The organism is Lactococcus formosensis, from assembly GCF_018403745.1.
Classification (GTDB): Bacteria; Bacillota; Bacilli; order Lactobacillales; family Streptococcaceae; genus Lactococcus; species Lactococcus formosensis.
In genome coordinates this window covers 156,513-168,660 of sequence record NZ_BOVP01000002.1, presented here as the reverse complement: position 1 = coordinate 168,660, position 12,148 = coordinate 156,513, and the positions used below count along the sequence as shown (strand labels likewise).

11 protein-coding genes are annotated in these 12,148 nt (G+C 39.7%); 9 read left to right on the top strand and 2 right to left on the bottom strand.

Annotated elements, in window-relative coordinates:
- Positions 1 to 6 precede the first annotated feature (6 nt).
- Both KJS37_RS03185 and KJS37_RS03180 read right to left on the bottom strand, forming a co-directional pair.
- The gene (locus KJS37_RS03185; RefSeq protein WP_017368676.1) at positions 7 to 1,275 is read right to left on the bottom strand and encodes a replication-associated recombination protein A; all 1,269 of its coding nucleotides are present in this window, start codon (positions 1,273 to 1,275) and stop codon (positions 7 to 9) included.
- A 22-nt stretch (positions 1,276 to 1,297) separates the two neighbouring features.
- On the bottom strand, positions 1,298 to 1,771 hold the full coding sequence (locus KJS37_RS03180) for a GNAT family N-acetyltransferase (RefSeq protein ID WP_213495876.1): 474 nt from the start codon (positions 1,769 to 1,771) through the stop codon (positions 1,298 to 1,300).
- A 138-nt stretch (positions 1,772 to 1,909) separates the two neighbouring features.
- On the opposite strand from KJS37_RS03180, the gene KJS37_RS03175 reads away from it, so the two are divergent.
- The 9 genes from KJS37_RS03175 (at position 1,910) to KJS37_RS03135 (ending at position 12,128) form a co-directional block, all read left to right on the top strand.
- Positions 1,910 to 2,374, top strand: a complete 465-nt coding sequence (locus tag KJS37_RS03175) for a DUF3013 family protein (RefSeq protein ID WP_213495874.1) — start codon at positions 1,910 to 1,912, stop codon at positions 2,372 to 2,374.
- A gap of 24 nt (positions 2,375 to 2,398) precedes the next feature.
- Positions 2,399 to 3,352 (top strand): 50S ribosomal protein L11 methyltransferase, encoded by a 954-nt coding sequence (gene prmA / locus KJS37_RS03170; RefSeq protein ID WP_017368679.1) that lies wholly within the window; start codon positions 2,399 to 2,401, stop codon positions 3,350 to 3,352.
- A 3-nt stretch (positions 3,353 to 3,355) separates the two neighbouring features.
- A complete protein-coding gene (locus KJS37_RS03165) occupies positions 3,356 to 4,111 on the top strand; it encodes a 16S rRNA (uracil(1498)-N(3))-methyltransferase (protein ID WP_017368680.1) in 756 nt (251 codons plus the stop codon).
- Between the two features lie 124 nt (positions 4,112 to 4,235).
- On the top strand, positions 4,236 to 6,461 hold the full coding sequence (locus tag KJS37_RS03160) for a RelA/SpoT family protein (RefSeq protein WP_017368681.1): 2,226 nt from the start codon (positions 4,236 to 4,238) through the stop codon (positions 6,459 to 6,461).
- Between the two features lie 54 nt (positions 6,462 to 6,515).
- On the top strand, positions 6,516 to 6,965 hold the full coding sequence (dtd, locus tag KJS37_RS03155; RefSeq protein ID WP_213432764.1) for a D-aminoacyl-tRNA deacylase: 450 nt from the start codon (positions 6,516 to 6,518) through the stop codon (positions 6,963 to 6,965).
- Positions 6,966 to 6,982: 17 nt separating this feature from the next.
- Complete coding sequence (locus KJS37_RS03150; protein WP_213495872.1) at positions 6,983 to 7,591, top strand: HAD family hydrolase; 609 nt, start codon at positions 6,983 to 6,985, stop codon at positions 7,589 to 7,591.
- A gap of 115 nt (positions 7,592 to 7,706) precedes the next feature.
- The gene (locus tag KJS37_RS03145; protein ID WP_017368684.1) at positions 7,707 to 8,327 is read left to right on the top strand and encodes a lysophospholipid acyltransferase family protein; all 621 of its coding nucleotides are present in this window, start codon (positions 7,707 to 7,709) and stop codon (positions 8,325 to 8,327) included.
- A 99-nt stretch (positions 8,328 to 8,426) separates the two neighbouring features.
- On the top strand, positions 8,427 to 11,000 hold the full coding sequence (gene secA / locus KJS37_RS03140; RefSeq protein ID WP_213495870.1) for a preprotein translocase subunit SecA: 2,574 nt from the start codon (positions 8,427 to 8,429) through the stop codon (positions 10,998 to 11,000).
- A 99-nt stretch (positions 11,001 to 11,099) separates the two neighbouring features.
- A complete protein-coding gene (locus tag KJS37_RS03135) occupies positions 11,100 to 12,128 on the top strand; it encodes a 3-deoxy-7-phosphoheptulonate synthase (RefSeq protein WP_213495868.1) in 1,029 nt (342 codons plus the stop codon).
- Positions 12,129 to 12,148: the final 20 nt, after the last annotated feature.

Sequence of the window (12,148 nt, the reverse complement as noted above, 5' to 3'; positions counted from 1 at the left end):
AAATCGTCAGTTTTGACGATTTTTCTTTTGGTTTTCGATCCATTTTTTACGTTCGTTTAAGGCCCATTCGTATTTGCCCATCTTATCAGGGTGGAAGTAATCTGCTTTTCGCAGTTTATCGGGAAGATAATCCTGTTTCACCCAATGTTCTGGGAAATTATGGGGGTACTTATAACCCTCGCTTCGCCCAAGATCCTTAGCTCCCGCATAGTGCCCATCTTGCAAGTGCGCCGGAATGGGAAGATTTCCGTATTTTCCTAAGTCTCCTATTGCCGCATCCAGAGCCATATAAGCGGCATTGGACTTAGGGGAGAGGGCAAGGTCAATAACGATATTTGCTAGCGGTATCCTTGCCTCAGGAAACCCTAATTTTTCTGCAGCTTGTAAACCTAACATTGTATGGACAGCGGCTTCTGGATTTGCAAGACCGATGTCTTCATAAGCCATTACTGTCAATCTTCGTGCCAGACTTTGAAGGTCTCCGCCTTCAATTAGGCGCGCAGCATAGTGTAAACTTGCGTTTACATCAGATCCACGGATTGATTTTTGTAAGGCACTAAGCAAGTCATAATGAGCATCGCCATCTTTATCAAAACTTAGTGCTTTACGTTGAAGTGAGTTTTCCATATCTTCCAGAGTTACATGATGGTTTTCGGAAGATAAGACGGCAAGTTCTAAAGCATTGTAAACTGCGCGTAAATCACCGTTGGTTGAGTGCGTGAGGAAGTAAAGAGCATCATCGTCAAGAGTAACAGGGAAGTTAAAGCCTCGTTCCGTATCTTCAAGGGCAAGGTTTACAGCGTTCTGTAAATCATCACTTTCTAGAGGCTTTAACTCAAAAATCTGTACACGACTACGGATGGCAGGCACAACACTAAAATAAGGGTTTTCCGTAGTAGCGCCAATTAAGATAATTTGACCATTTTCTAACAGAGGCAGGAGAAAATCTTGCTTAGGTTTATCCAAACGGTGGATCTCATCCAAGAGAAGGACCAATTGTCCAGAAAATTCCGCCTCAGCGGCAATTTCTTGTAGTTTTTTCTTGCTGTCTGTTGTCGCATTAAAACTACGGAAAGCGGCATTCATCGTGCCAGCGATAGCAGAGGCAATGGAAGTTTTACCAATTCCCGGAGGACCGTAAAGAATCATGGAAGTCAAAAGTTTTGTTTCGACCATCCGGCGAATGATTTTTTTAGGGCCAACAAGATGAGATTGCCCAATAATCTCGTCAATATTACGCGGTCGCATGCGGCGAGCTAAATTTTGATGTGTCATATAAAGCGGTTCTCCTTACTCCCTAGAGATAATAGGCGTAAATTAAGCTGTCAACATAGGCACCATCAATGAAATACTCTTTTTTAAGTCGCCCTTCAAGTTGAAATCCTAGACGCTCGTAGAGAGCTACTGCTGTAGGGTTGCTTGACATTGCATTGATGGTAATCTTTTCATATTTTGCGGTACGTGCTTCGTGGATAAGATGTTGGATAAGCTGAGTTGCAACACCTTTTCCTCTTGCTTCTTTTACAGTCATTACACCGAAAGTAATTACATGTGAACCAAATTCAGACTTATTGCGGGGACCGTAATCTAAAACACCCAAAATAACACCCTCTTCTTCCGCAAGAAGATAACGTGTTCCCTTCAATATTTTTTTCATTATTTTTTCAGCAGAGCTGTTGATGACAAAGGGTGTGGATTTTAAAGTCCAGTTTTGATTTTCGATTTTAGCCACATAAGCGAAATCATGGGGTTCGATAGGTCTGATTTTCATATATTTCTCTCTAGAGATAATTTTTATTTCTGTTATAATTATAACAGAAAAGTATTACGACGTTTAAACTCCCAATTGCTATTTTAATTCGAAGCATTGGAGAGGAAATTGCTTGTAACAGAAAAAAAGAGGTAGAAAATGGCAAAGTACGGTTTTTTAGATATTTTAGATGAAGAATTGAGCAAGAATTTCAGTTATGATTTTGAGATAAATTGGGATAAAAGAAATTTCGCTGTCGAAGTTAGTTTCCTTTTGGAAGCTGCAAATCCAGAAGGCGTTGTTCTTTCGGATGCAGATGGTGTCGAGTCAGAAGAAAATGTACTTTATGAAGATGCTGTGATTTTTTATAATCCGAACAAGTCGAAGTTTTCAGAAGAAGACTATTTAGCAGGTGTGGCGTATTCAGATAAGGGATTATCTCGTGAATATATTGCTTACTTTGTTGAGTTCTTACAAGAAACAGCGGATGAAGGTTTAGATGCTTTGATAGATTTCTTAAATTCTGATGAAGAAGAATTTATGCTTGAATTTGATCAAGAAAAATTTGAAAAAGGTTTGGAAAATCTTGAGAAGACAACTTTTTTCAAGTATCCTCGTTATTAATATAAGGAAGAGAATAGCAATAATATGAATAATTGGAACAGTATCACCGTACGCATCATTCGTGCAGCGGAAGAAGCAATCAGTAATATTTTAGTTGAAGCAGGATCAGCAGGGGTTGAAATTAACGACAGTGCAGATTATCTTAATCACAAGGACCTTTTCGGAGAAGTGCTTCCTCAGGTAGAACAGTCAGAAATGGTGGAAGTGACTGCTTATTATCCGGAAAATATGCCAATTACTGAGCTCAAGTCAGATATTGAACAAAAGATAAATGCTTTAGCAGGAAGCTTTGACGTGACCAACGTTGAAGTACGTACAAATAATCTTGCAGAACAAGATTGGGCAGATGCTTGGAAAAAGTATTTTGAACCAGCTCGCATTACTCATGATTTGACGATTGTCCCAAGTTGGACAGATTATACGCCACAATCTTCAGCGGAGAAGCTGATTCGCCTTGATCCAGGGATGGCTTTTGGTACAGGAACGCACCCAACAACAAAAATGAGTCTTTATGCTCTAGAACAAATCATTCGCGGTGGCGAAACGGTCTTGGATGTAGGTACAGGTTCTGGTGTTCTCTCTGTAGCTAGCGCTTATCTTGGCGCAAGTGAAATTCATGCATATGATATTGATGAAGTTGCTGTGCGTGTAGCACGTGAAAACATCGAGCTTAATCCAAATACGGATAAAATTTCAATCTCAGCCAATAATTTATTGGAGGGTATCGAGCAACAAGCAGAAGTTATCGTAGCAAATATCTTGGCTGATATTCTTGTACTTATGACTGACGACGCTTTCCGTCTCGTCAAAGATGAAGGTTATTTGATTATGAGTGGTATCATCGCTGATAAGGCAGATAAAGTTATTGCATCCGCAGAAAATGCTGGTTTCTTCCTCGAAACACGTATGACTCAAGGTGAATGGAACTGTGTGATTTTCAAAAAGACAGAGAACCGTGAAGGGGTAATTGGCGGTTAAGTTATGGCGAATCAATATTTTGTGTTCAAAAAGCAACCTGAAGTTGGTGATGTTTTTACCATTGACGATAAGGCAGCTGCTCATCACATTTTTACAGTAATGCGGATGAATGCGGGACAGAAGCTACAGCTGGTTTTTGAAGAGGGGAAAGTGGGCCTTGCCGAAGTTGTTTCTAGCGAGCTATGTACGGTACGTTTATTAGAGGTACTGGATGTGCAAACGGAACTTCCAGTTTACATTACTGTAGCACTTGGTTTCCCTAAAGGCGATAAATTAGAATTTATCAGTGAGAAGGCAACGGAACTTGGGGCAAGTGCAATCTGGGCTGCGCCCTTCAAATGGTCTGTGGCCAAATGGGACAGTAAAAAGCTTGCTAAAAAGAAGGAAAAATTAAATAAAATTGTATTGGGTGCTGCAGAACAATCTCGCCGTCAAATATTGCCAGAAATCTGTTTTTTTGAAAAGCTGTCTGAACTGCTTGCTACATTTTCTCAATTTGACCAAGTTTTAATTGCTTATGAAGAATCTGCTAAAGCAGGGGAGCAAGCGAGGTTGGCTCAAAGTATGGCGAGTTTAAAACCAGGCCAAAAAGTTCTGCTGCTTTTTGGACCAGAAGGTGGTATTGCACCGGAAGAGATTGCGCTATTTGAACAAGCAGGTGCAGAGAGTGTCGGGCTCGGACCACGTATTATGCGTGCTGAGACAGCACCGCTCTACGCCTTGTCGGCCTTTTCAACTTACTTTGATTTGTTGAAATAAACCGAACAAAGAGACAAAAACTCGTGCTTTAAGGACTAAAAGCGTAAATTTATAGGCAGAAATGTGTTAGAATAGTAAAAATATATCAAGGAGGAAAGTGGAGCTACTTCACAGGAAATAAAACATGCCCTCAGAACCAAATCTTACCGGAGATCAAGTGGTTAAACTTGCCTCCGCATACATGAATGAAAAAGATATCTTGCTAGTGCGTAAAGCTTTACAGTGTGCATCAATAGCTCATGCTGAGCAATATCGTGCAAGTGGAGAACCTTACATTATCCATCCCATCCAAGTGGCAGGGATTTTAGCGAAATTACAGCTTGATGCAGCAACTGTATCAGCAGGTTTTTTGCATGATGTTGTGGAAGACACTAACTTTATACAGTCAGACTTGGTGGAGCTTTTTGGTGAAGAGATTGCGAATATTGTAGACGGAGTAACGAAGCTTGGTAAGGTAGAATACAAATCGCATGAAGAGCAACTTGCGGAAAATCACCGTAAGATGTTGATGGCTATGAGCAAGGATATTCGAGTTATCTTGGTCAAACTTGCCGACCGTCTTCATAATATGCGCACCCTCAAAAACCTCCGACCAGACAAACAAAAACGTATTTCAAGTGAGACTATGGCGATTTATGCGCCACTTGCACATCGTTTGGGTATTGGAAGCATTAAATGGGAACTTGAAGATCTCTCTTTCCGTTATCTTAATGAAACAGAGTTCTATCGTATCCGCGGCTTAATGAACGAAAAACGCGCAGCGCGTGAAAATTTAGTTGAAGAAGTGATTGAGAAGCTAAATGAGCGTATGAAAGATGCACAAGTTGACGCTGAAATCTATGGGCGACCAAAACATATCTATTCTATTTATCGTAAAATGCACGATAAGAAAAAGCGCTTTGATGAAATTTATGACCTTATCGCCATTCGTTGTTTGACAAACTCGACAAGCGACGTTTACACGACACTAGGCTACATCCATGATTTATGGAAGCCGATGCCTGGGCGTTTCAAGGACTATATTGCTAATCCTAAAGCAAATGGTTACCAGTCGGTTCACACCACAGTTTACGGTCCTAAGGGGCCGATGGAATTCCAAATCAGAACCCATGAAATGCATCAGATCGCGGAGTACGGGGTCGCAGCACATTGGGCTTACAAGCAAGGGCGTAAAGCTAAAGTTGACGTTCATGAGATTTCGGAAACACTAAACTGGATTAACGAATTGGTGGAACTTCAAGAGCAATCAGGTGACTCCGCAGAAGAATTTGTAAAAGCTGTTCAGGAAGATATTCTTGGCGACAAAATTTATGTGTTTACACCAACAGGAGCAGTTCAAGAATTGCCAGCTGGCTCTGGCCCTATTGACTTTGCATATGCCATCCATACGCAGGTCGGGGATCATGCGACAGGTGCGAAAATTAACGAGCGGATGCAACCGCTGAATTATGTTCTGAAAACAGGTGATAAAGTAGAAATCATTACTTCCAAAACTTCATTTGGACCAAGTCGTGATTGGATTAAGCTCGTTAAGACCAATAAAGCTCGCAACAAGATTAAACAATTTTTCAAGAGTCAAGATAAGGAACTCTCTATCCATAAAGGACGTGAAATGCTGCAAACGGAACTTGCAGAGAATGGTTTCACACCGAACCAATATTTGGATAAAAAACATCTGGACGAAGTGCTTGAAAAATTAAGTTATCGTGACAGTGAAGCCCTGTTTGCTGCAGTTGGTTTTGGTGAAATATCAGCAACTTCTGTATTCAATCGTTTGACAGAAACGGAACGTCGTAAAGTTGAGAAAGAAAAGCTGAAAGCTGAATCTGAACAACTGATGAAGGGCGAAGTCAAACGCGAGAATAAAAATAAAAATGTCATGAAAATTCGCCATGATGGTGGTGTGAGTGTTTCTGGCGTTGATAGCATGTTGGTGCATATCAGTAAATGTTGTAACCCTGTGCCAGGGGATAAGATTGTCGGCTATATCACTAAAGGTCGAGGGGTTTCCATCCACAGGGCAGACTGCAAAAATGTTCGCAGTCAAGAAGATTATGAAAAACGTCTGATTGATGTAGAATGGGATGATTCACAACACCTTACTAAAGAGTACGTGGCCAATATCCATGTGTATGCGTTTAATCGCCCGAATCTGCTTAATGATATTGTTCAGGTGTTGTCTAATACAACAAAAAGTTTGATTTCAATCAATGCTCATCCAACAAAGGATAAAAAAATGGCCAATATCCATCTTTCGATTGGAATAAAAAATCTATCTGATTTGACTTTGATTGTTGATAAGATTAAGATGACACCAGATGTCTATAGTGTTAAACGGACCAATGGTTAATATAAAACAGCAAAAAACTGTCCTTTTGGATAGTTTTTTTGTTAAAATTAAATTATGAAAATAGTAATCCAAAGAGTTAAAGAAGCTTCAGTAAAAATTGAAAATAAAATCAGAAATCAAATCACATCTGGTCTATTACTTCTCGTTGCAGTAGAAGATGCAGATACAGATTTTGACTTAGATTATGCCGTGCGCAAGATCAGTAAAATGCGTATTTTTTCCGATGAAAATGGCAAGATGAACTTATCTGTACAAGATATCTCTGGCGAAGTACTTTCTATTTCACAGTTTACACTCTATGCGGATATTCGCAAAGGAACGCGACCAAGCTTTTCGCAAGCAGGAAATCCTGCTTATGCAGAAGCGATGTATCTTAAATTTAATGAAAAACTTAACGAGATTGTCCCGACTAAAGCAGGGGAATTTGGTGCTGATATGGAAATCAGTTTAATTAATGATGGACCGGTAACAATAATTGTAGATACAAAAAATGCACGAAAGTAGGAAGCAGAGGAAGGGCAATGACAGTAAAAAACATCATTTTCGATCTCGGTGGTGTGATTCTTGATCTGGATTTTGAAAGGATGACGCATCAATTCCACAAACTGGGTATTTCAGAGTTTGAAGATTATTTCACCTTGAAAAAACAAGCGGATTTTTTCGAAGCTTTGGAGTTGGGACTCATTACACCAGAAGAATTTTGTGACCGTCTTCGTAAAGAAGCAAAAGTTGATGTAGAGAATGAGGCGATAGAAGAAGCTTGGAATCTTATTTTGAAAGATTTCAGTTCAGAGCGAATGAATTATCTGGAAAGAATTTCTGAAAAATATAATATTTTTCTCTTTTCAAACACCAACAGTATCCATGCAAAATGTTTTGAAAAAAGATGCTTAGAACAAACAGGAAGAACTTTAGACTCTTACTTTGACCAGGTATTTTATTCCCATGATTTACACCTTAGGAAACCTGATGAAGAAGCTTTTGCTGAGGTTTTGGGCCGTTCTGGTTTACAGGCAGTGGAAACTTTGTTTATAGATGATAATGCAGCCAATATAGCTGGTGCACACAAGGCTGGGCTCCAAACAATCCACCTTCAAAAACCTCAGACTCTTCTTGAGTTAGAAATTTAATAACTTCAAAATAAAACTCCAAAGGGAGTTTTTTTTTGTTTTTCTGACTAGCCAAATCGAACTAAATAGTATAAAATTTATAAAGCTAAATATTTTTAGGAGTATTCTATCAGTTATGTTTTATATATTTTTACGCGGTTTAGTTCGCTTTTTACTTTTCATATTTAATGGTAAGGCTACATACCACCATACGGAACGACTTCCAGATAAGTCAGAGAACTATATCTTAGTAGCGCCACATCGTATGATTCTTGATCCTGTTTATATGGCTTTTGCGACTCGTCCAAAACAGTTCATCTTTATGGCCAAGAAAGAACTCTTCAAAAACCCTTTTTTTGCTTGGTGGATTAAAAAATGTGGAGCTTTCCCAGTCGATCGTGAAAATCCTGGACGTGAAGTCATTCAGTATCCAGTGAAGATGTTAAAAAAATCAGATAAATCTCTCATCATGTTTCCAACAGGATCACGTCACTCCAACGAGCTCAAAGGTGGTGTTACGATTATCGCTAAAATGGCTAAGGTTCGGATTGTTCCTGCTGTTTATCAAGGGCCTTTATCTATGAAAGGTATTTTTAAGCGTGAAAAAGTACAATTGAATTTTGGAGAGCCTATTGATATCTCAGATATTAAAAAAGCAAATGCTGAGGGTATTGAAGAAGTAAATCGTCGTTTGGAGGCCGCATTTACTCAACTTGATAAGGAAATTGATCCTAATTACAAATATGTTGCTAAATAATACAGTTATATTTATATTTCTGGGGTAACTATTGGAAAAAACCTTTAAAAATGCTAAAATTAAGGTAATATCCCTTAATGGATGATAAACGGAGAATACATGGCAAATTTTATTAAAAAATTAGTAGAAAACGACAAAAAAGAGCTAAAAAGATTAGATAAAATGGCTCAAAAAGTCGAAGCATACGAAGAAGAAATGGCTGCTCTAGCAGATGAGCAACTGCAGGCCAAAACGGAAGAATTTAGAGAACGTGCAGCTGCAGGCGAGAGTCTTGACGACATGTTGTATGAAGTTTTTGCTGTCTGCCGTGAAGCAGCAAAACGTGTCCTTGGTCTTTTTCCTTTCCACGTGCAAATTATGGGGGGGATTGTTCTCCACAATGGTGACGTTCCGGAGATGCGTACCGGTGAAGGTAAAACTCTGACAGCTACTATGCCAGTTTATTTAAATGCGATTTCTGGCAAAGGTGTACACGTGGTTACAGTCAATGAGTATTTGACAACACGTGACGCAACAGAAATGGGTGAATTATACAACTGGCTCGGTTTGACTGTTGGACTTAACCTTAACTCTAAATCACCAGAAGAAAAACGTGAAGCTTATAACTGTGACATTACTTATTCAACATCAGCCGAGCTTGGTTTTGATTACTTGCGTGACAACATGGTTACCCGTTATGAAGATATGGTACAGCGTCCGCTTAACTACGCGCTTGTCGATGAGGTTGACTCGATCTTGATTGACGAAGCACGTACACCATTGATTATTTCAGGTCAAGCAGAAGGATCTTCTGCGCTTTATTACCGCGCAGATCAGTTTGCTAAAACGTTGCTTGGTCGTGAAGATTACGAAGAAGGTGATGATTATAAGATTGACTTGCAATCTAAAACTATTTCACTCACAGATGAGGGGATAGATAAAGCAGAACGTTTCTTTGATATTGAAAATCTTTATGACATGGAAAATGTTGCCTTGACTCACTTTGTGGACAATGCACTCCGTGCCAACTATATCATGCTTCATGATATTGATTATATGGTTGATGACCAACAAGAAGTCTTGATTATTGACCAGTTTACAGGTCGGACAATGCCTGGCCGTCGCTATTCGGATGGGTTACACCAAGCGATTGAAGCCAAAGAAGGTGTGCCGATTCAAGACGAATCTAAAACTATGGCTTCAATTACGATTCAAAACTACTTCCGTATGTACAAAAAATTGTCAGGGATGACTGGTACAGCGAAAACGGAAGAAGAAGAGTTCCGTGAAATCTATAATATTCAAATTATCCCGATACCAACGAACCGTCCGATCCGCCGTGTGGACCATCCAGACCTGCTTTACCCAACACTTGAAGCAAAACTGAATGCTGTCTTGGACGACGTGAAGAAACGTCATGCTGAGGGACAACCTATCTTGATTGGTACGGTTGCTGTTGAAACTTCTGAGATTATTTCGAAAAAATTGGTCGCAGCTAAAATTCCGCATGAAGTTTTGAATGCGAAAAATCACTTCCGTGAAGCACAGATCATTATGAATGCTGGTCAACAAGGTGCTGTAACCATTGCAACCAACATGGCTGGTCGGGGTACCGACATTAAGCTTGGCCCTGGTGTTAAAGAGCATCCAAATCCAGAATATCAAGGTCTCGCAGTAATTGGTACTGAACGTCATGAAAGCCGTCGTATTGATAATCAGCTCCGTGGCCGTTCTGGTCGTCAGGGGGATGCTGGTGTTTCTCAATTTTATCTATCGCTTGAAGATGACTTAATGAAACGTTTTGGTTCTGAACGTGTTTCTGCTTTCCTTGATCGTATGCGTATCAGTGGTGATGATGCAGTCATCAAATCTGGTTTGATTACACGTCAAATTGAAGGCTCACAAAAACGTGTCGAAGGAAATAACTACGATTCGCGTAAACAAGTTTTGCAATATGATGATGTCATTCGTGAACAACGTGAAGTTATCTATGCGCAACGTCATGAAGTAATCGTAGCGACAGAAGACATGACCCCTGCTTTGTACGGTATGTTTAAACGTACAATTGATCGCCAAGTTGACGGACATGCAGCAACAGGTGATTTGCAGGAAGAAGCAAATCTACTCAATCTTTATGAAACTGTTGAAAACACTATGCTCTCAGCAGATATCTTTAACATCGATGATCTTCGTGGTAAAAGCCCACAAGAAATTAAGGATTTTCTTTTTGAAAAAGTTAAAGAACATTATGCAACACAAATGGGACGCTTGGGTGATAAAGAGCGGCAGATTGACTTCCAACGTGCTGTTATCCTTCGTGTGGTAGATAACAATTGGTCAGAACATATTGATCATCTGGATCAAATGCGTCAGTCTGTGGGCTTACGTGGTTATGCACAAAATAATCCGATTGTTGAATATCAAGAAGAATCACATAAGATGTTTAACAACATGATCGGGGCAATTGAGTTTGAAGTAACTCGTTTGATGATGAAAGCTCAAATTCATCCGCAAACTGCTGTTCAAGAACAAGCACCGCGTGTAACTGTAACGGCTTCACAAGAAAACTTGACAAATGTGGGACAAGCTTCTGCAGAAGGTATTGATTTCAGTAAAGTTGGTCGTAATGATATGTGTCCATGTGGTTCAGGTAAAAAATATAAGAACTGTCATGGTCGCGTTCACAGAGCTTAGATAAAAAAGTGATAAAATAGATGAAACACCCTAACTTAGGGTGTTTCATTTTTCTAAGTTGATAAATACAAAAGATATCAATAAATTGAAAGGAGAGAGATGTCTTTCAAAATAATAAGTCCAGAAATAAATGTTGACGCAGTCAAAATGCTGGGCCACCTTGATAGCAAACAACATCAGCGAAAAGAAGCAAGAGACAGAGAATTAGAAGCAATTATCAAAGGGGAAGATTCCCGACTTTTGTTAATTATTGGTCCTTGCTCCTCGGACAATGAAGCAGCTGTTCTGGAGTATGCACATCGTTTGGCTAAGCTCCAAGAAAAAGTAAAAGACAAGATTTTCATGGTAATGCGTGTCTATACAGCGAAACCACGAACAAACGGAGAAGGGTACAAAGGAATCATTCATCAACCAGATGCATCAGGTGAAGCTGATCTTATCAACGGTATTCGCATGGTACGTGATCTCCACTATAAGGTTATTACAGAAACAGGATTGACTACCGCTGATGAAATGCTTTACCCAGAAAATCTACCCTTAGTCGATGATCTGGTCTCTTACTATGCAGTTGGTGCGCGCTCGGTGGAAAACCAGCAACATCGCTTCGTGGCATCGGGGATTGATGCGCCAACGGGAATGAAAAACCCAACTTCAGGTAATATCAAAGTCATGCTAAATGGTATTTACGCGGCGCAGCAAGAACAAGACTTCCTCTTTGGTCGTGCAGAAGTGCAAACTGCAGGAAATTCTTTGGCACATGCCATTTTACGTGGTGGGCAGGATGAGCATGGCAAAAATCTTCCCAATTACTATACGGATAATTTGCAGGAAGTTATTGAAAATTACGAAAAAATGGGACTGAAGAATCCCTTTATCATTGTGGATACCAATCACGATAATTCGGGTAAAAAATATATGGAGCAAATTCGAATTGTACGACAAACTTTAGTTAATCGTGATTGGGATGAAAAAATTCGACGTTATGTACGTGGCTTTATGATTGAGTCGTATTTAGAAGATGGACGTCAAGACCAACCGGAAGTGTTTGGAAAATCAATCACGGATGCTTGTCTTGGTTGGGAGAAAACAGAGGCCTTGATTCAGGAGATTTATCAAGCGGAAATATAATAATTTCAGAGGATAAATAA